This is a genomic window from Propioniciclava sp. LT432, from assembly GCF_059515965.1.
On record NZ_JCAKNE010000022.1, the window covers coordinates 1 to 19,269 of the forward strand.

The following is a 19,269-nucleotide window of genomic DNA, read 5'->3' on the forward strand; positions in this document are numbered from 1 at the left end:
GCGGCAGAACCGGATGTGCGTCACTTCGTCGCTGGTGCGCTGAACTGGAACGAGCCGCCCCCTGCCGGGGCGGCTCGTGTGCTGGTCTCAGCAGGTGACTGTGTTGTTGGTGATGGTGCAGTGCTCCCGGTCCGCCTGGTCCTGGATGGGCTGGGGAATGCTGTCGACGAGCCGCCGTTTGATGGTCTGTTCGGTGCTGATGGTGGGTCCGACGACGGGGATGAAGGTGGTTTCGGTGATTTCGCCGAGGACCTGGCCGGTGTCGGGGTCGATGACGAGGGATTGGTGGCCGCCGAAGGCGTCGTGGCGGCCGATCCCGACGCCGGTGTGTCCGGTCGACAAGGTGACGGAGTCGTCGGTCAGGGTGGTGCCGGGGATGGTGCGGAGCACCTCGTAGAGGGCGGAGCGGAGATCGGCGGGCACCAGCCCGGAGTTCAGGACGTCTGCCACGGCGGTGAAGGCCTGGTCGTCGGGGTTGTTGCCGTGGCCTTGGTTGTCGGCGTAGAGCCTGTCACGCAGGGCCTGGGTGTCGCGGGGCAGTGAGGCGAGCCAGGTGGGTGAGGGCTGGTTCCAGCTGGCGGGGATCTGCTCCGGGGTGAGGTTCGTGGTCCACACGGCCGTCTTGGTGTACGGGGTGGTGCGGTCTGCGGGGGTGCCGAGGAGTTGGTGTTCCACGGTGGTGGGTTCGCGGATGAACCAGCTGGGACGTTTCCCGTCGACGGCGACGTAGTCGGTGTTGGTGGTGCGGGTCAGCCACACGCGGGTGTCGAGGCCGGCGTATTCGGTGACCAGGCTGGTCCCGCTGGAAGTGAGTTCCCAGTACTGGCCCGGCCGGCTGACGGGATCGGTGGCCCTGATCGCAGCTTGGGCCAGCAGTTCGGACGCGTGCGCGGTCGCTGCGCCGACCGCCACGGACTGGTAGCCGAGCCCGCCGACGACCAGGGCGGCGGACGCGGCCACCAAGACCCGGATGATCCTCTGCCCACTGTGTCTGGGGGTGGGGATTGCGGTGATGGCGTCGTGCAGGATCCGGTCACGTTCGGTGGCGGTGAACGCGGGCGTGTGGGCGGCGGGGTCGTGCTGACGAAGTTGATCTTCAAATTGTGTGGTCATGGCGTGTCCTAGCGGGTGGCGGAGCAGGGTTCGGTGGCAGGCGCGCGCCGCAACGGAGCGGCGGTGGTGCTGGCCTGGTAGAGCTGTTGCGCTCGTTGACGGGCCCGGAGGAGGCGAGTGCGGGCGGCTCCTGGGGTGATGTCGAGCACGAGGGCGATCTCGGCGGGGGTGAGTTGTTCCCAGACGGTGAGGCGGAGGACTTCGGCGTCGGTGTCGTCGAGGCGGTCGAGCAGGTCATCGACGAGGCTGCGCGCCTGTTCTTCAGCCGAGGGTGCCGCCGCTGGTGGCAAGGTCGTCTCGAGGGCGTGCTGCAGGGAGGCCCGACGCGCTTCGCTGCGATAGTGGTGAAGGATGACGTTCCGGGCGGTCTGGTACAGCCACGGCAGCGCGGGGTCGGGGACGTACTCGCGTCGCCGCCACGCGGTGGCGAAGACGTCGGCGACGATGTCGTCGGCGTTGCTGGCGGCCACTCTGCGCACGGCGAACGCTCGCAACTGGGTGGCGTGGCGGTCGAACAGGAGTTCCAGCCAGTCGCGCTCCCGAGCGGGCCGTTGATGTCTCATACCCAGTAGTTCCCGCCCGACGTCGAAACGTCACACGGCGGCGCGCTGGCGCACCGAGATCCCGCCGCTACGCCCACCTGCCGGGGTGCGGGCAGGCTGTCCGGTACGACCTGGGTGTTCACGGGGCGAGGAGTCCGAGGGGGACGACGCCGATCCCGTCGGGACGCCGATAGGCGTTCGGGCCGGTGTTGACGACGATGGCGTCCAACAGCTGGTCGCCCATGCGGTCGGCCAGCCAGTGGAGGTGTTTGGTGTCGGCATCGGTGACGGTGTTGGCCAGCTTGACCTCAACAGCCACAGCGCGGCCGTCGTCGCGGACGACCACCAGGTCAACCTCGTGGTCGCCGTTACGGGTCCGTAGGTGACCAATGGTGGCCTCGGCCGCCTGAGCGGGAACCCGGACGCACAGGGTCACCAATGATTCGAACAGGTGCCCCAGGATGCTGCCCGTTTGGGGTCCCACCGCCGTCCCGGCGCCATCCAACAGGGCTTCCCGGGTCAGGCCGAGAAGGCGGGCGGCGAGCGCCGGGTCGGCCAGATGGTGCTTCGGGGTCTGACCCAGCCGGGTCAACAGACTCCCCGAGGGCGCCCACGCCGGCACCGGATCCAGCAGCCACAAGCCGGTCAGCACGTCCCGGTAGGCGATCGACGTGGACCGGGCCGGCTTGTCGCCCTGACCCGGCGTGGCGGCGTCCAGGATTTGCGCGTAACTGGCCGTGGTCGACGTGGCCGCGGCGTAGGCCCGCAACCACTTCAGCATCGCCTCGGGTTTGCGCACTGCCAGCCCTTGTTCGGGCACGTCCCGATCGACCGCGTTGTGCAGGTAGGAGTCGAGCTGGAACCTTCGCGACCGCCCCGCCAGGGGTCGGATCGCGGGGAACCCCGAGGCGACGATCTCCTCCACGTAGTCACTCAAGGTCAAGGGACACGACCCGGTCAGCGACCCACGGCGTCCCGACAGCAGGTCGCGCAGGCTCACCGTCGGCTCGGACACGCCACGTTCGGACAGGGTCATGGGACGCATCCGCAACCGGCCGATCCGGCCGGCCCCGGAATGGGCGGTGGCCCCCGGCGCGGGGGTGGCGCTGCCGGCCAACAAGAACTGCCCGCCCGCCGGGTTGGCATCCACGGCACGCCTGACCACATCCCACACTTCGGGGACCTTCTGCCACTCATCGATCAACAGAGGACGCCCACGCCCCAACACCTGCTCCGGTTCGGCGGCGATCGACTCCCGGACGGCCTTGGAATCCAACCGCACCACCCCGGCGACCCGCTGCCCGGCGGTCGTGGTCTTCCCGACCCCCTTGACGCCGTCGATCGCGATCGCTGGAACCTGGCCGAATAGCTCATCCAACTCGTCGTCCAGGATGCGGCGTGCATACTCCATGAAGCAACCATACAAGAAGCAGGATTCGAATCAGTCATCTAGCAGGGCTGGAATCAGACACATCGCAGGAACGCGCACCGGCATATGCGCGTTCTCATGCACATCCCTCGACGACCGCTACTGGGCAGTTGAGTGATGACACGCCCATCCCCGTGAGGTTGCTACTCTCGAGGTTGGCGTCCGCCACTGGCTCACTCCAGGTGGACGTACGCAACTGGCCCATTGGGAGTGCGCTGACTCTGGTCAGCTTCGAGTCTGGAATGGACGCCTGTCGGCCGAGCAGTGGATTTCCGGTCAAGGTCCATCGCCGGCGGCGGTATCGATTGGCGCGGAAGTCGAGCTGCGACCGGGTCGCTCACACCCAGATCCACGTCGACCCCCACGCCAATGACAGCACCAGGCCGCAGTGACCCGAAAGGCCGCGGCCATCACTCGGTCGGGCCGGCGAGTTCCAGTGCGATCTGTGTGGCCCAGGCGTCAATGTCGTCCCAGTCGCGGAAGTCGCCCTCGGGCAACAGGTCGCGCGAGGCCGGCATGGCGCGCGTGAGCCGTTCGCCGAGCCCGACCGGCTTCTGGGCCGGATCGAAGGCGCCGAAGAACACTCGTTCCCCGCGTGGCGACAGCTCTCGGGTCAACTCATCGAACTCCTGGGGCCGGGCGTCGGCCCGCACGTCCTTGCCCTCGTCGTCCACGTCCGCCGTGCCGAGCGGGCCGCTGCTGAACAGCCACACCGGCCGCTGGGCGAGCGCCGCTTGGTGCCGGCGGGCGAACTGGAGAGCGGGCTTGAGCCAGTGGAACATGTACGCGGCCCCACCGAGCACAACCGCGTCGTAGCCCTCGACGGGACCCGCCTCCTCGACCGACACGGCGTCCGCCGTGTGGCCGTGCGCTGCGAGAGTGGCGGCGATCCGCTCGGCGATCCCCGCCGTGGAGCCGTGCCGGGTGGCGTACGCCACGAGTACCTTCATGATCTCTGTCCTTTCACTGTGGTGACGTCGTCGCCGTCCGGCACGCGTCTCGCGCCCGAGCGGCGATCGTGGCCAGAATCGACAGGGCCACGGCTGCCACGAAGACCGGAAGTATCCAGGCGTCGCTGACGCCCACGGTGACGTCGAGGAGCGGCATCCCCGGCACCAGGGCCAGCCAACCGCCCATCGCGGCGGCGAGCAGCCACCCGGACGCCCCGCCGAGTCCGCGCCACCACCCGCTGGTTCGATCCGCCGGACGCCGCCGCACCCATCCCGCCGGAATGCTCAGGGCCACGCCGATCAGGGGTGGCCCGAAACCGCCCCCCACGAGGAACAGGACACCCGACAACACCAGCAAGTCCCGCCGGGGGTGCGCGCCCCGGTCGATGTACCAGGACCGCACCGCGAAGCCGGCGGCCACCACGAGCGTGAGGACGCCCGCGGCCACCGGGTGAGGGAGCAGCGTGAATGCCGGCTCACCGTTCTCGATGCGGAAGAGGCGGCTGTCCGGCCACGACTGGATCATGGGCCCAGCCAGCGCGCGATCGCCCTGCAGGACTTCTCCCAAGCCGTGTTCAGCGCCCATCGCGGCCACCATGAGGCCGAGCACCTGCACCAGCCGCCGGGTGGCCGGCTGGGGGGAAGCCTTGTAGCGAAGGGGGGGCGCCCTCGACGGTGTGGGTGACCATGGCAGCGATCTCCTGCGGTCAATGTTACGCCGAATCACGGCGCTGGGTGGAGGAGGGGAGAGGCGTTCGTCCAAGTCAGGAGGACTCACTGGCTGACCTGACAAGATGGGGCCATCGACCCTGATCCACCCGAGAGGTACCAGTCACCGTGAAGACCCGCATGCTCGCCGTCGCCGGTGCCGCGGTGCTCACGGCGTCCGCTCTGGCAGGGATCGCGCTCGGCTCGTCCCTCCTGAACCCCGGCGCCACCACCGTGTCCGCCACCCCGGCGCCCGCGACCGCGGACGTGACGCCGATCGGCCCAGCGACGCCGGAGGCCGCTCTCGGAAGTCCCACGCCGACCACCACGCCCGAGCAGGCGCCCAGCCCGTCCCCGGCGTCCACCACGCCACAGCCGTCACCCAAGCTGAGCAGGAGCCCCACCCCCAAGGCGCGGGCGTCCGCTGCTCCGTCGGCCAAGGCCACCAGCAAGGCGACGACCAAGCCGACGCCGGCCAAGACCGCGACGTCCAAGCCGGCTCCCAGCCTGACGTACGTCACGTCGATCACCCCGGTGCAGGGTGGCGTCACGATCCGGGACGGCTGGAACGGCACCCGGGTCTACCTCGTGCGCAAGCACTTCGGGATCGACGGCCCCACGTCGAAGATGGGCACCTACGACGCCACGACCAGGGCGAAGGTGACGGCCTTCCAGCAGGAGCGGGGGCTGCCCGCCACCGGCGAGGTCGACGAGGCCACGTGGAACGCCCTCGACACCGGCTACGCGTGGACGATCGACGCCTACCAGGTCAAGCCCCGGCTCCCCCTCTCGGCGAGCGCGGCGCAGCGCACCGACACGATGATCGAGTACGCGCTCGCCCAGAAGGGGTCGCGCTACACGTGGGGCGGGGCGGGGCCGTACGAGCTGGGGTACGACTGCTCGGGCCTGGTGCTGCAGGCCATCTACGCAGCCGGGTACGACCCGCAGCCCATCAACGTGGTCAAGCACGCGGAGCCGACCTATCGAACCTCGGGGGAGTTGTACCGGCACGGGAACTTCCAGAGCATCCCCATCAAAGATCGCCAGCGGGGGGACCTGATCTTCTTCGGCAACGCGTCCGGCGTCGTGCACCACGTGGCGATCTACCTGGGCGACGGGATGATGATGGAGTCCTACGGCGCCACCGCGGGCGTCCGCCGCTACACCGCCCAATACGGCTCCAGCTACGTGCTTCCCTACGCCAAACGCGTATTTCGATGATGGCCCTTCCCTGCGCCGGGAACCCATCACCTAGACTCGGGCCAAGCTGAGCCGGAGGTCGTCCCCCATGACCGAGATGTCCGCCAAGACGAAGAACGAGACGAAGAAGCGTCCGCTGCGCCGCGTCCTGATCGGTGTGGTCGCGCTCGTCCTCGCCGCGGTGCTGGGCGTCGGAGGGTTCTACCTCTGGTCGGTGAACCAGGCGCTCACGGCGATGCCGCGCGAGGACCTCATGCCCGATGACTCCCCGCTCCAGATGGACGCCGACGTGGACCAGGCACCCAACCTGGGCACCGCCGAGGGCGAGGCGTCGTCGGGAGAGGGCGAGATCCCCATCACGAACGAGGACATCCCCAGCATCGAGGGCGGCATCGCCGACCCGGGCGGCAGCATCAACCCGGGGCGTCCGGGTCTCGGGGCGCCCGGTTCGCTCAACTACCTGCTCCTCGGCTCGGACTCCCGTGGATCCGACCGCGGCCGCAGCGACGTGATGATCCTCGCCCACGTCCCCCCGGGCCACGACAAGGTGTACCTGATCTCGTTCACCCGCGACATGTGGGTCACCATCCCCGGCCGGGGTGCGGCCAAGATCAACGCCGGCTACGCGTACGGCGGCGTCCCCCTGGCCGTCCGGACCGTCGAGAACCTCATCAACACCCGCATCGACCACGCGGTGATGATCAACTTCACCGGCTTCTCGGGGCTCACCACGGCCCTGGGCGGCGTGACCGTCACCAACAAGCACGCGACCCCCGGCTTCCCGAAGGGTCAGATCACGGTGTCGGGCGACGCGGCTCTGAAGTACGTCCGCGAGCGCTACAACGTGCCCGGAGGTGACCTCGGACGCGCGGAGCGCCAGCGCGCAGTGGTCCAGGCGATCCTGGCCAAGATGCTGTCGGCGGACGTCCTCGCCAACCCCGCCAAGTTCAACGACGTGGTCGGACGGCTCGGCCAGTTCTTCACCGTGGACTCCGGACTCACCAACGACAAGATCTACAGCACGGCCGTCAGCATGCGGATCACGGGGAGCGGCGACATCATCAGCATGCAGGCCCCCATCGCCGGCTTCGGCCGCAGCCGCGGCGGCCAGTCCATCAACCTCGTCGATTGGCCCCGGATGCGGGCGATGGCGGACGCCATCCGGACTGGACGGATGGCGTCCTACCCGCGCTGACGGTCAGGAACCCTTGGGCTCGAACCTCGCCTGGAAGAACCGCAGGTACTTCGGCTCGTGCACCATCGTGAGGCCCTTCACGGATTCGCGGTGCTCCCAGCACTCCTTCACCGACTCGGCAACGACGTCCATGTGCGCCTGCGTGTAGACCCGCCGCGGGATCGTCAGCCGGACGAGCTCGAGCTTGGGGTGGTGGTTCTCGCCGGTCACCGCGTCCCGGCCGGCCGAGACGATGCCGCGTTCCATCGAGCGGACTCCCGACTCCAGGTACAGCTGCGCGGCCAGCATCTGCGCCGGGAACTCCTCCTGGTCGAGGTGCGGGTAGAACCCCCGGGCGTCCAGGAAGATGCCGTGCCCACCGACGGGCCGCACGAACGGGATCCCCCACTGCTCCAGCAGCATGCCGAGGTAGCGGACCTGCCCCACCCGCGACTTCATGTGGTCGTCGTTGAGCGACTCCCTGATGCCGATCGCCATCGCCTCCATGTCGCGGCCGGCCATGCCACCGTAGGTGTGCAGGCCCTCGTACACGACGACCAGGTTGCGGGCCTCCTCGAACACCTCGGGGTCGTTCGTGGAGAGCCAGCCCCCGATGTTGACCAGCGGGTCCTTCTTCCCGGACATCGTCGCGCCGTCGGAGTGGGAGCAGAACTCCTTCAGGATCGCGGCGATGGGCTTGTCCGCGTAGCCCTCCTCGCGTTCCTGGATGAACAGCGCGTTCTCGACGGCGCGCGTGGCGTCCAGATAGATCGGGATGCCGTACCGCGACGTCACCTCACGGACGGCCCTCATGTTGGCCATCGAGATCGGCTGGCCGCCGGCCATGTTCACGGTGGCGGCCACGCAGACGTAGGGGATGGCGTCCGCCCCCACCTCGTCGATGAGCCGCTGCAGCTTGTCGAGGTCGACGTTCCCCTTGAACTCGAACTCCGACGAGGTGTCATGCGCCTCGTCCACGATGATGTCGTGGAAGGTCGCCCCGTTGCGCTCCTGGTGGAACCGGGTGGTCGTGAAGTACATGTTCCCGGGCACGTGGTGTCCCGGCCGGATCAGCACCGACGACAGGATGTTCTCCGCACCGCGCCCCTGGTGGGTGGGGACGAGGTGCTCGTGGCCGTAGCACTCCTTGACGGTCTGCTCGAGGTGGTAGAAGTTCTCGCTGCCCGCGTACGCCTCGTCGCCCAGCATCATCCCGGCCCACTGGCGATCGCTCATGGCGTTGGTGCCCGAGTCGGTCAGCAGGTCGATGTAGACGTCCCGGCTGTGCAGGAGGAAGGTGTTCCAGCCGGCTTCGGCCAGCGCTTGTTCGCGGTGCTCGCGGGTCGTCATGTACAGGGGCTCGACGACCTTGATCTTGTAGGGCTCGGCCCAACTGCGGCGGTCCTGCTGCTGGCCCATCGTGTGCAGCGAGGAGGGGCGACGTTGCTCATCCATGGCCCGACACTAGGCCCGCGCCCGGTCGCGCCGGGAGGGCGGCGTCCGCCTCAACAGTTCAGTTGAACCGTCACTTGCCTCCGGTGAACGGCTGGTCGCGGTACTTCGCGTAGTAGGCGTCCATGGTGCCGGTGCGGATCGCCTTGCCCATCTCCTCCAGCTGCGGCTCGTTGACGATGTCGATCGACTGGCCGTCGGCCGACGTGCCGAAGCCCGAGATCGGCGCCTGCAGGATCACGATGTCGTCGCCCGAGTTCACCCTCATGCTGGTCGCGGTGCTGAAGATCACCTCGTTGGTGAGCCCCTCGTCGACCGTGAAGTACTGGCCGAGCTGGCCCATCACGTTGTTGAAGGTCACCGGGTTGGCCAGCACGTTGCCCGTCATCATCTTCATCAGGATCGCCTTGACCGTGGCGCGTTGGCGCTCCGCCCGGTCCAGGTCACCCCCCGGCAGCCCGTGGCGCTGGCGGACGTACGTCAGCGCCTCGTCGCCCTGGATCGTGATCTCGCCCTTCGGCCACCTGTACTCCCCCACGCTCGAGGCGACCCGGTTGTTCACGGTCACGCCGCCCAACTCCTCGGTCAGGCCCATGAAGCCCTCGAAGTCGATCTTGGCCGCGTGGTCCATCCGGACGCCGACGAGCGACTCCAGCGTGCGCGTGGCCAGGGCGTCGCCGCCGTACGCGTACGCGGCGTTGATCTTCGCGTACCCCCGCCCGGGGACCTCGACCCACATGTCACGCGGGAAGGACACGACGTAGACCTTGTCGCGGCCCGGGGGCACGTGGGCCAGCATCAGCACGTCGCTGCGGCCCCGGTCACCCTCGGCGCGGGAGTCGCTGCCCATCAACACGTAGTTGAACGAGCCGGACGCGGTGGCGTCCGCCGCCGGACGGTTCGGGTCGTCGGCCGGCAGCAGCGAGTTCGTGCGGCTCATGTCGTTCGCGGTCGACCACACGCGCCAGACGTAGAAGCCTGCCACGATGAGCGCCAGCGCCGTGATGATGCCGATGACGGTGAAGGACCACGCGAGGAAGCCCCGCTTCCCGCGAGCCTCCTCGGCCACGCGGCGACCCGCGGTCATGCCCCGAGGCCCGCGGGTCGGACACCCAAGGAGTCGGTGGCCGCCGCCCACGTCCGCGCGGCCGCCTCACGCGCATCGCGCCGACGGCTGACGAGGACGACCGCACCGACGGCGAGCGCCGAGGCGATGACTGCTGCTGCTCTCACGGCGGCCATTGTAGGGGGGCCTACGCTTGTGACGATGAGCATGGTGGACGTCGTCTTCCCGCCGGGCGCCTCCCAGCGCGATTGGGTGGCGGACGGCATCCTCGCCGTGTCCTTGACTTTCGTCTCGGTCGTCCCCTACATCGTCGGGCTCTCCGAGCCCATCCAGTACGCCGGGCTGGTCGCCCTGTCGGCCTCGATGACCCTGCCCCTGGCCCTGCGACGCCATGCGCCCCTGGCGATGCTCGCCCTGTGCACGCTCGCGGGTGTCTTCCAGCTCGTGCTGGTGCCCGTGCCCACCGTGTCGCTCGTCGCCGTGCCGGTGGTCGCCTACAGCGTCGCCCGCTGGATCCCGGGACCGCTCGCCCGATCCGTCATCGTGATCGGCGCGTTCGCGTCCGTCCTGGGCCCGATGAGGTGGGTGCCGGGGTCCGACTCCAACCCGAGCGCCGACGTGCTCTTCTGGGGCGCCTGCCTCGGCGCCGTCCTGACGCCCTACGCCATCGGACGCCGCAGCCGCGAGGTGGCCGAGGCGCGCGCCCACCAGGTGCAGGCCGCCGAGGAGCGCTACCAGATGCTACTGGCCGAGCGTGAGCAACAGACCAAGCTGGCCGAGGCGTCCACGCGGGCGATGATCGCCCGCGAACTGCACGACATCGTCGCCCACTCGCTGTCCGTGATGATCGTGCAGGCCGAGGGCGGACGGGCAGCGGCCACCCGCAAGCCCGAAGTGGCGGCGGAGGCCCTCGACACGATCGCCGAGATCGGCCGCGAGGCCCTGCACGAGATGCGCCGCATCGTCGGGGTGCTCCGGTCCGATCCCCACTCCCCTGAGCCGGCCACCTACGCGCCTATGCCGACCCTCCGCGACATTCCCGAACTCGTCTCGCGCACGTCCGATCGTGCGCGGCTCGTCGTCCAAGGGACGCCCTACCCCGTCCCCCAGGCGCTCGCGCTCACGTTGTACCGGGTGGCGCAGGAGGCGCTGACGAACTTCCTGAAGCACGCCGGTCCGGACGCCCATGCCACGGTGACGCTGACCTGGGGGCGGGCCGCCATCACCGTGGACGTCGTGGACGACGGCGAGGGCATCGACCACCCGACGGACGGCGGCGGCAACGGCTTGCGCGGCATGTACGAGCGGGTCACGTCGATGGGTGGCACGCTGTCGGCAGGGCCCCGCGCCGGACGCCCCGGCTTCCGGGTCACCGCGACGATCCCGGTGCACGGCAACGGAACACCCCCTCCCCGAAGGAGTTGACCCATGACCATCCGCGTCTTCCTCGCCGATGACCAGGCGTTGGTGCGCAGCGGTTTCCGCATGCTCATCGACTCCGAGGACGACCTCAAGGTGGTCGGCGAGGCGCCCGATGGGGCGGAGGCCGTCCGCGCCCTGGTGGCCGATCCCGCGGACGTCGTGCTCATGGACATCCGCATGCCCGTCATGGACGGCGTCGAGGCGACCCGCCGCATCATCGACGCCCACCTCGGCACGAAGGTGCTCGTCCTGACCACCTTCGACCTGGACGAGTACGCGTTCGCGGCGCTGAAGGCGGGGGCGTCCGGGTTCCTGTTGAAGGACGCCCGTCCGGCCGACCTGCTGAACGCGATCCGCAACGTCGCCGCCGGGGACGCCGTGGTCGCGCCCTCGACGACCCGGCGGTTGCTGGACCACGTGGCACCAACCCTGTCCCCAACGCCCGGTGAGCACGACCCGCGACTGGCGCTGCTCACCGAGCGTGAGCGGGAGGTGTTGCTCGAGGTGGCTGCCGGAGCGACCAACGCGGAGATCGCCCGCAACCTGTTCATGGCCGAGGGCACCGTGAAGACCCACATCGGCCGACTGCTCACGAAGCTCCAGGCCCGGGACCGGGTCGGCCTGGTGCTGTTCGCCTACGAGAACGGGCTCGTCGGTCGCTGAGTCACGCGGCCAGCTGGTCGACCAGGTCACCCGCCACCGCCCGGAGCGCCCGGACGCCCTTGGAGCAGCGCCAGCGCACGGCGTCCGGTGACGTGCCGAGGACCGCGGCGGCGTCCCTGCTCGTCCGACCGGCCACGTACACCGCCTCGAGCGTGCGCTGCGTGAGGCCGTCGATGGCCCCGAGCCGGACGCCGGCGTCCAGCACCGTCGTGGCGTCGGCCAGGGGGTCCAGGACGGGAATGGGTAGCCCCCGGGCCGCCCGGGGGACGGCGCCCTTGACGGACTTGAGCGTGTCGAGGGCAAGGTTGGCGGCGATGCGACGCGGACGCCGCGCCAGCGGGTAGGTCGCGATGCGGATCCACAGGGCGGCGAGGTAGTCGTCGAACTCGGCCGTGGCGTCCCGCGCCGCCATCAGCACCATCTTCGGGAGCATGGCCTGGACGACCACGCGTCCGGCCCTGCCATCGCCTTCGTGCTGGAGCAACAACAGCGCCCCAAGCACGTGATCCGGCTCGCGGCGGATGCCGGCGAGGAGGTCGGCGAAGGAGCCCCCCGGGAGCGAGGCCGTGCGGCCCTCAGGGAAGGTGGCCGGCCATGCGGGTGGGACGGCTCGATCCGCCAGGTCGTGCCACTCGGCGTTGAGGAGGGCGAGGGTGTGGGACATGCCTGGGTGCGTCATGCCCCGAGGTTCTCGGGCCGGTGTTGTCCGGGTTGTTGTCCGCGAAGCCGTCAGTGTTGCCCGTAGTCGCCACCGAAGATGTCGACTTGGTGACGAATCGGTGGCAACTGCCTGCAACCATGGATCGGCCGGACCCACCCACTTAATCTCAGAATTGCCCGGGGGGCTGCAGGTTGGGGTGCCGCAGTCCCTCGGCGCCGTTTCTCCGTATGGGCACCCGCTTCGGGTCACTCCCCGTCGAGCACGCGCTCCAGGAAGTCCACCAAGTCGCCGCTCTCGCCGTCGCGCCCACCGCGTCCGACCACCAACTCGGGTTGCGACGCCTCGAGTTTGACGCCGGTGAAGCGGCTGAAGGCCGATGACGGGACGGTCAGGACGTACCACTCGCCGCCCTCGCCGATCGCGATGGTGCGCTTCTTGTTCACGTACCAGCCGACCTTGTCGGTCCTGACCTGACGCCCGTCCAACTGGTTCGCCCGCAGGCGTTCGGGCGCGATGCCGCGCTCGCGGACCCGGACGAGGAAGTCGTGGATGATCGCCTGCGCGGCCTGGGCCTCTCCCCGGCGCGCGGACGCCGCCAGGTCGGCCATGCGGCGGGCCGCCTCCCCTCGATCTGCGGGTTGGCCTGCGGGAACGTCCTCGGACATGGGCCCATGCTAGGTGCTGCAACCGGCACACCGGCAGGGCCTGTGGCCCTAGCGTTGAGGGGTGACCGGCTCACTGACCGTCCGCCTCGAGGAGGCCGTCGCTCCCTTCGTCCTCGCCGTCGACGTCGGGTCGACCGGCACCCGCGCGGGGATCCACGACGCGCTCGCGCGTCCGGTGAAGAGGTTCAGGTCGAAGGTTCCCCACGCGTTCACCACCATGGCGAACGGCACCTCGACGATCGACCCCGACCAGGTCACCGCCGAGGTCCGGGAGGTCATCGGGGACGCCCTGACCGGCTTCCCCCATCCCGTCGCCGCCGTCGCGATCGACACGTTCGCCTCGTCGCTGGTCGGGGTGGACGCCTCGGGCGCGGCCATCACCCCGTGCTACACGTACGCCGACTCCCGCTCGGCGCCCCAGGTCAACTACCTCAAGAGCATCCTCGACGAGGACGACACCCAGCAGCGCACCGGCACCCGGCAGCACACCGGCTACCTGCCCTCGCGCTTCCTGTGGCTGAAGCAGAACGACCGGGCCACCTTCGACCGGGTGCGCACCTGGATGAGCTTGGGCGAGTACGCCTGGCTCCGGATCATCGGGACGACCGCGGCAGGCACCTCCACGGCGGCGTGGACGGGGATGCTCAACCGTCGCGAGGGGACGTGGGACGCCGAGATCCTGGCCTTGGTCGGCGTCGGGGTCGAGCGGTTGTCCCCCATCGCCTCACCGGCGGAGCCGCTGACCCCGGTCACGTCCGTCTCCGCTGCTTGGCCCCAGCTGTCGGACGCCGTGTGGTTCGCCCCCATCTCGGACGGGCACAGCCAGTCCATCGGCGCGGGGTCGGTGGATTCGTCCCGGATGGTGCTCTCGGCGGCCACGTCGGGCGCCATGCGGGTGCTCGTCCAGGGTGATCTCGACAACCTGCCCCGCGGCCTGTGGTGCAACCGCATCGACGAACGCTCGTCGATCCTGGGCGGCGCGTTGAACGATGTCGGACGCGCGGTGACCTGGCTGGAGTCGACGCTGCGGTTGCCCGGCCAGGAGGAACTGGCCGCTCTCCTGCTGTCCGACCCGGTCCCCGGGCTGCCCGTGGTGCTGCCCTGGTTCTCCGGCGAGCGGTCCACCGGCTGGGTGGGCGAGGCCCGCGCGGTCCTCCAGCGGGTGTCGGCCGCTACCACGGCGTCCGACCTCTACCGGGCGACGGTCGAGGGCGTGGCGCTCTCGTACGTCCGGATGTTGAAGGAGCTCGTCACGGTGGCGGGGCCGCCGTCCGAGATCGTCGCGACCGGACGCGTCACCAACGACCTGCCGGGCCTCATGCAACTCGTCGCGGACGCCTCCGGGCTCCCCGTGACGCCGTTGACCCTGAGGCGTTCGACCCTGCGCGGGACGGCGCTGCACACGCTGCCCGTCGTCGCGCCGGGTGTGGCACCGGCCCCAGTACCCTCGGGCGAGTCCTTCCAGCCACACCCCGAACGCCTCGGGTACTACCACCGCCGCAGCGAGCGGTTCCAGGTGCTCTACGACAAGGTCATCGCGCACGCGAACTGACGTGCGGCGTCGCTCGGCAGCTCAGCGTCGCTAGCAGCTCATCGTCGGCCGGACCGCCGTGGCCCCCTTGTTCCGGCAGACCCCCAGCCCACGGTTGCCGAGGCCGCTCTTCATCTGGCCGATCGCCGTGCCGTTGAAGGCGTTCCACTGCATGTGCATCAACACCGTGTCGCCCGCACGGGTGTTGGCGACGACGTACGACACGACGGACGACTGCGACTTGCCCTCCCAGTCACGGGTGTCGACGTTCCACGTCCAGATGCGCATGCCGCGGTCGGCGTAGGCCTTCTTCACCGTGTAGGTGTTGTAGGCGCCGTAGGGCGGGCGTCCGTAGTTGGCCTGCACCCCAGGGGCGCCGAGCTGGTAGTACACCGATGCGTAGCTGAGGGTCGTGAGCTTGGGGTGCGAGATCGTGTGGTTGAACACGTAGTGGCCGTGCGCCCGCGCGAACGCGGCGTCGAACCGCCCGGCGGTGATGCAGTTGCCGGTGGGGAAGAGCGACAGCGCGATGCCCTGGCGTTCCGCCGCGAGGACGGTCTCCTTGAACGCGGCGAGGCTCTTCGGGCAGTCGTCGAAGGCGAGCACCACGTAGGAGGACGTGTTCGCGCCGCGCTGGACGTTGTAGGTGGAGCCGCCGCTGGTCGAACCCGTGGAGCCGGTGACCAGCGCCGTCCAGGTCTTGGGACCGACGAGGCCGTCGACCACCAGGGAGGCGCCCTGCTGGAAGCGCCTCACGGCGCCGTCCGTGGCGGGGCCGAAGATGCCGTCGGCGCCATACGAACCGACGGAGTAGCCCTTGGCGATGAGGGCGTTCTGGAGAGTGCGCACGCACGACCCCGTGTCGCCCTTCCGCAGGAGCGGTCGGCTGGCGACCGGCGTGGAGGCCGAACAGTACTTGACGGCTGCGGAAGCCTCGGGGACGGGCCCCACCACCATGAATGCTGAGGTGATCAGCGCGAGGGAAACGACTCCCCGGAGCAGCCGGGCGAGGGCGGACATGCCTGCTCCTTCGAGGAGGGCCGGGCAAGTTTTGCTCGGTATCCCATTCTACGTCTGACTAGCGCCGAAAGCGCCCCCCGCTGGCGTCCAGAGGGTCAGCCGTTCAGCAACGTCGCGAAGTCGGGGACGTTCGCGAACTCGTCGGCGTAGTCATCAGCCGGATGGCTGGCGACCAGCTCGGCGAACTCAGCACCCGCACGGGTGACCCGGCGCATGAGGCCCGAGTCGCTGGTCCCCCAGTCCTCCGTGGCCGCGAAGACGCCCGTGGGGGCGACGGCCGCCTTCAGGTAGAAGAACATCGGCAGCATGGCCTGGTCGATCGCCAGGCTGTGCCGCGCCGTGCCACCGGTGGCGGCCATCAGGACCGGACGCCCCTTGAGCACCCCCTCGTCGAGCAGGTCGAAGAACAGCTTGAACAGGCCGTTGACCCCGGCGTTCAGCACGGGGCTGACCGCGATGACGCCCGCGGCGGTCCCGACCAGGTCGAAGGCGGCCTTCAGCTTCTTCGACGGCACGTGGGACGTGTAGTAGGTGGCGAGTTCGACCGCCAGGTCGCGGAGTTCCAGGACCTTGACCTCGGGCGCGGGCGTCCCGTTCGGGGCCAGGGCCTGGACTGTGGCGTCCGCAAGGCGGTCGCCGAGCATGCGCGAGCTGGACGGCGAACCCATGCCCGCCGTGACGACGAGGAGGTGGCTCATGAGGTGCTCCTTCAGTTCTCGTAGGGGGACTTGCCGGTGACGTCGTCGACGCCCACGGTGTGGTGCTCGTGCAGGGTGCCGGCCTCGCGTGCCTTGGCGACCAGGGACGCGTGGGTCGGCGCCTCCGGGATGTCGGCCGGACGACCCTCCGCGTAGCCCTTGCGCATCTGGGGCAGGATCTCGCCGAGCAGGTCGAGCTGCTCGAGGACCGTCTTGAGCGGCAGGCCCGCGTGGTCGATCAGGAAGCCCTGGCGCTGGTAGTGACCCACATGTTCGGTCATGTCGAGGTAGCGCTCGAGCACCTGCTGCGGCGAACCGACGGTCAGCGGCGTCATCTCGGTGAAGTCCTCCATCGAGGGACCGTGTCCGTAGACCGGCGCGACGTCGAAGTACGGGCGGAACTCGTTGATCGCGTCCTGGCTGTTCTTGCGCATGAAGAACTGGCCGCCGAGGCCCACGATCGCTTGGTCGGCGCGGCCGTGGCCGTAGTGCTCGAAGCGCCGGCGGTACAGGTCGACCATCTGGGCGGTGTGCTCGATGTTCCAGAAGATGTTGTTGTGGAAGAAGCCGTCACCGTAGTAGGCGGCCTGTTCGGCGATCTCGGGAGTGCGGATCGAGCCGTGCCACACGAAGGGGGCGACGCCGTCCAGCGGACGCGGGGTCGAGGTGAAGCCCTGCAGCGGCGTCCGGAACTTGCCCTGCCAGTTGACGACGTCCTCGGTCCAGAGCCGGCGCAGCAGCGCGTAGTTCTCGACGGCCAGCGCGACGCCCTGGCGGATGTCCTTGCCGAACCAGGGGTAGACCGGGCCCGTGTTGCCACGGCCGAGCATGAGGTCCACGCGACCGTCGGCCAGGTGCTGCAGCATCGCGAAGTCCTCGGCGATCTTGACCGGGTCGTTGGTCGTGATCAGCGTGGTCGCGGTCGAGAGCAGGATCGTGTCGGTCTGCGCTGCGATGTAGGCCAGCGTGGTCGTGGGCGAGCTGCTGAAGAAGGGCTCGTTGTGGTGCTCGCCCAGCGCGTAGAAGTCGAGACCGACCTCTTCGGCGTGCTTGGCGATGGCGACGGAGGCCTTGATGCGGTCGTTCTCCGTCGGGGTGATCCCCGTCGTCGGGTCGGTGGTGATGTCACTCACCGAGAAGATGCCGATCTGCATGCCACGTCCTCCTGCTTTGTTGATGTTTCAAGTATCTCAACGCAGGAGAGGGCTCGTCCATTCCCGCAGCCCCCCGAGCGCATTTCCGGGAGCACACAACCCCAAGGATCCCTGGGGTTGTGTGCTCCCGGAAATGCACATGAGGGCACCGGCCGACCCCCTCCCCACCGCGCGACCCATCGCTCGCGGAACAGCTGGACGCCTCGGGGGCCCACCCGGCGCCTAGGGTTGGACCATGACCGACTTCGACCGTGCGCGTGACCTCATCGCCCGCTCGTCCCGGATCCTCGCTCTCACCGGCGCGGGGCTGTCGACGGCGTCGGGGATCCCCGACTTCCGTGGGCCCGACGGACGCTGGACGCGGGATCCCGACGCGGAGAAGATCTCGACCCTGTCGTACTACCTCCACGACGAGGACGTCCGCCGCAAGGCCTGGCAGGCGCGGGCCAACTCGGCACAGTGGGCGGCCATGCCGAACCCCGGACACCTGGCGCTGCTCGACCTCGAGCGCGCGGGAAAGCTCGCCGGCATCGTCACCCAGAACACCGATGGCCTGCACCTGCTGGCGGGGTCCTCGCCGGACGTCGTCCACGAGGTGCACGGCAGCGCGCGCACGTGGCGCTGCGAGGAGTGCGGCACCGAGGGGCCGATGGCGGACATGGTCGCGCGCGTGCACGCCGGCGACGACGACCCGCGTTGCCCCGAGTGCGACGGCATCACCCGGGCGACGGTGATCCTGTTCGAGGAGGCACTGGACCCCACCATGCTCAACGCGTCGGTGGCGCTCGCCGAGCAGGCCGACCTGGTCCTCGCGATCGGCACGACCCTGACCGTGCACCCGGTCGCGGGTCTCGTGCCCTACGCCTTCGGCCACTCCGCGCGGGTGGTCATCATCAACAACCAGGAGACCCCCTACGACTACCTGGCGGACGCCGTCCTGCGCGACCCCATCGAGGAGGTCCTGCCCCGCCTCGTCGCCGATGCCTGAGGGCGACGCGGTCTGGCGCGCGGCGCGCCGACTGCGCCAGGCCTTCGCCGGCGAGGTGCTGACGCGCACCGACTTCCGGTGGCCGTCCCTGGCCACCACGTCGCTGGTGGGTGCCCGGACGGTCGAGGTCGTGCCCCGCGGCAAGCACCTTCTCCACCGGGTGGAGGTGACCGGACGCGGCCCGGACGACGGCGCGTGGACCCTCCACTCCCACTTCCGGATGGACGGGACCTGGCGGGTCTGGCCCACCACGACACCGGAGCAGCGGTTCGGACGCCACACCGTCCGGGCCGTGCTGGCCACCGCACAGTGGACGGCCGTGGGTGACTCCCTCGGCATGCTCGACCTCGTCCGCACCCGCGACGAGCACACCCTGGTCGGCCACCTCGGGCCGGACGCGCTGGGCGACGACTGGGACGCCGACCGCGCCGCGACCAACCTCGCGGCGGCTCCTGGATCGATCGGCGAGGCACTCCTCGACCAGCGCAACCTGGCCGGACTGGGCACGATCTGGACCGCCGAGTCGCTGTTCGCGGAGCGCCTCGACCCGTGGACGCCGGCGGCGTCGCTGGCACCGGAGAGGCTCCGCGCCCTCGCGGAGCGCGCCCACCGCCTGACGACGGCGACGCTCCGGCATCCCGTGTCCACGAGCACCGGGGACAGCCGGCGCGGCCGCGAGTTCGCCGTCTACCGGCGCCTGCACCAGCCGTGCCGGCGCTGCGGCACTCCCATCGCGGCCGGCACGGTCGGGACGCCACCCCAAGAACGCACGCTGTTCTTCTGTCCGACCTGCCAGACGGGGTGAGGACCCTCCCCGCAGACCCGATACCCTC

20 protein-coding genes are annotated in these 19,269 nt (G+C 69.7%); 7 read left to right on the top strand and 13 right to left on the bottom strand.

Going from position 1 to position 19,269, the window contains the following annotated elements; genetic code table 11:
* Positions 1-87: 87 nt before the first annotated feature.
* From AC5YDV_RS13150 to AC5YDV_RS13170, 5 genes are all read right to left on the bottom strand, one after another.
* Entirely contained in the window at positions 88-1,113 is a 1,026-nt protein-coding gene (locus tag AC5YDV_RS13150) for a CU044_5270 family protein (RefSeq protein WP_496192504.1), read from the bottom strand.
* Between the two features lie 8 nt (positions 1,114-1,121).
* Positions 1,122-1,676 (bottom strand): RNA polymerase sigma factor, encoded by a 555-nt coding sequence (locus AC5YDV_RS13155; protein WP_496183860.1) that lies wholly within the window; start codon positions 1,674-1,676, stop codon positions 1,122-1,124.
* Between the two features lie 118 nt (positions 1,677-1,794).
* On the bottom strand, positions 1,795-3,066 hold the full coding sequence (locus AC5YDV_RS13160; protein ID WP_496183859.1) for an ATP-binding protein: 1,272 nt from the start codon (positions 3,064-3,066) through the stop codon (positions 1,795-1,797).
* Positions 3,067-3,494: 428 nt separating this feature from the next.
* Positions 3,495-4,034 carry a flavodoxin domain-containing protein gene (locus AC5YDV_RS13165; RefSeq protein WP_496183858.1) on the bottom strand — a complete coding sequence of 180 codons (540 nt, stop codon included), beginning with the start codon at positions 4,032-4,034 and terminating at the stop codon, positions 3,495-3,497.
* A 13-nt stretch (positions 4,035-4,047) separates the two neighbouring features.
* Positions 4,048-4,620: a hypothetical protein gene (locus AC5YDV_RS13170; RefSeq protein WP_496183857.1), complete on the bottom strand. Its 573-nt coding sequence runs from the start codon at positions 4,618-4,620 to the stop codon at positions 4,048-4,050.
* A gap of 251 nt (positions 4,621-4,871) precedes the next feature.
* Here AC5YDV_RS13170 and AC5YDV_RS13175 point away from each other — a divergent pair, with 251 nt between their 5' ends.
* Both AC5YDV_RS13175 and AC5YDV_RS13180 read left to right on the top strand, forming a co-directional pair.
* A complete protein-coding gene (locus AC5YDV_RS13175) occupies positions 4,872-5,963 on the top strand; it encodes a C40 family peptidase (protein WP_496183856.1) in 1,092 nt (363 codons plus the stop codon).
* 67 nt (positions 5,964-6,030) lie between these two features.
* Positions 6,031-7,137, top strand: coding sequence for an LCP family protein (locus tag AC5YDV_RS13180; protein WP_496183855.1), 1,107 nt, complete (start codon positions 6,031-6,033; stop codon positions 7,135-7,137).
* Positions 7,138-7,140: 3 nt separating this feature from the next.
* On the opposite strand, the gene AC5YDV_RS13185 is transcribed toward AC5YDV_RS13180, so the two are convergent.
* The 3 genes from AC5YDV_RS13185 to AC5YDV_RS13195 all read right to left on the bottom strand — a co-directional run bounded on the left by AC5YDV_RS13185 (position 7,141) and on the right by AC5YDV_RS13195 (position 9,801).
* Complete coding sequence (locus AC5YDV_RS13185; RefSeq protein ID WP_496183854.1) at positions 7,141-8,571, bottom strand: tyrosine phenol-lyase; 1,431 nt, start codon at positions 8,569-8,571, stop codon at positions 7,141-7,143.
* Between the two features lie 70 nt (positions 8,572-8,641).
* Positions 8,642-9,655 (bottom strand): LCP family protein, encoded by a 1,014-nt coding sequence (locus AC5YDV_RS13190; RefSeq protein WP_496183853.1) that lies wholly within the window; start codon positions 9,653-9,655, stop codon positions 8,642-8,644.
* Positions 9,652-9,801: a hypothetical protein gene (locus AC5YDV_RS13195; RefSeq protein ID WP_496183852.1), complete on the bottom strand. Its 150-nt coding sequence runs from the start codon at positions 9,799-9,801 to the stop codon at positions 9,652-9,654. Before AC5YDV_RS13195 ends, AC5YDV_RS13190 begins: the two co-directional genes overlap by 4 nt.
* Before the next feature lie 34 nt (positions 9,802-9,835).
* On the opposite strand from AC5YDV_RS13195, the gene AC5YDV_RS13200 reads away from it, so the two are divergent.
* Both AC5YDV_RS13200 and AC5YDV_RS13205 read left to right on the top strand, forming a co-directional pair.
* On the top strand, positions 9,836-11,059 hold the full coding sequence (locus tag AC5YDV_RS13200; protein WP_496183851.1) for a sensor histidine kinase: 1,224 nt from the start codon (positions 9,836-9,838) through the stop codon (positions 11,057-11,059).
* 3 nt (positions 11,060-11,062) lie between these two features.
* Entirely contained in the window at positions 11,063-11,719 is a 657-nt protein-coding gene (locus AC5YDV_RS13205) for a response regulator (protein ID WP_496183850.1), read from the top strand.
* Position 11,720: 1 nt separating this feature from the next.
* Here AC5YDV_RS13205 and AC5YDV_RS13210 read toward each other — a convergent pair whose 3' ends face one another.
* A complete protein-coding gene (locus AC5YDV_RS13210) occupies positions 11,721-12,383 on the bottom strand; it encodes an RNA polymerase sigma factor (RefSeq protein ID WP_496192505.1) in 663 nt (220 codons plus the stop codon).
* A 242-nt stretch (positions 12,384-12,625) separates the two neighbouring features.
* Positions 12,626-13,045: a hypothetical protein gene (locus AC5YDV_RS13215; protein WP_496183848.1), complete on the bottom strand. Its 420-nt coding sequence runs from the start codon at positions 13,043-13,045 to the stop codon at positions 12,626-12,628.
* 61 nt (positions 13,046-13,106) lie between these two features.
* Here AC5YDV_RS13215 and AC5YDV_RS13220 point away from each other — a divergent pair, with 61 nt between their 5' ends.
* On the top strand, positions 13,107-14,597 hold the full coding sequence (locus AC5YDV_RS13220; RefSeq protein ID WP_496183847.1) for an FGGY family carbohydrate kinase: 1,491 nt from the start codon (positions 13,107-13,109) through the stop codon (positions 14,595-14,597).
* Between the two features lie 30 nt (positions 14,598-14,627).
* On the opposite strand, the gene AC5YDV_RS13225 is transcribed toward AC5YDV_RS13220, so the two are convergent.
* From AC5YDV_RS13225 to AC5YDV_RS13235, 3 genes are all read right to left on the bottom strand, one after another.
* On the bottom strand, positions 14,628-15,596 hold the full coding sequence (locus tag AC5YDV_RS13225; RefSeq protein ID WP_496183846.1) for a peptidoglycan-binding protein: 969 nt from the start codon (positions 15,594-15,596) through the stop codon (positions 14,628-14,630).
* 95 nt (positions 15,597-15,691) lie between these two features.
* Positions 15,692-16,294, bottom strand: a complete 603-nt coding sequence (locus AC5YDV_RS13230; protein WP_496183845.1) for a CE1759 family FMN reductase — start codon at positions 16,292-16,294, stop codon at positions 15,692-15,694.
* Between the two features lie 11 nt (positions 16,295-16,305).
* Positions 16,306-17,448 (bottom strand): LLM class flavin-dependent oxidoreductase, encoded by a 1,143-nt coding sequence (locus tag AC5YDV_RS13235; protein WP_496183844.1) that lies wholly within the window; start codon positions 17,446-17,448, stop codon positions 16,306-16,308.
* A gap of 235 nt (positions 17,449-17,683) precedes the next feature.
* Here AC5YDV_RS13235 and AC5YDV_RS13240 point away from each other — a divergent pair, with 235 nt between their 5' ends.
* On the top strand, positions 17,684-18,436 hold the full coding sequence (locus AC5YDV_RS13240) for an SIR2 family NAD-dependent protein deacylase (RefSeq protein WP_496183843.1): 753 nt from the start codon (positions 17,684-17,686) through the stop codon (positions 18,434-18,436).
* Positions 18,429-19,241, top strand: coding sequence for an Fpg/Nei family DNA glycosylase (locus tag AC5YDV_RS13245; RefSeq protein ID WP_496183842.1), 813 nt, complete (start codon positions 18,429-18,431; stop codon positions 19,239-19,241). The genes AC5YDV_RS13240 and AC5YDV_RS13245 overlap by 8 nt, the downstream gene beginning before the upstream one ends.
* Positions 19,242-19,269 lie beyond the last annotated feature (28 nt).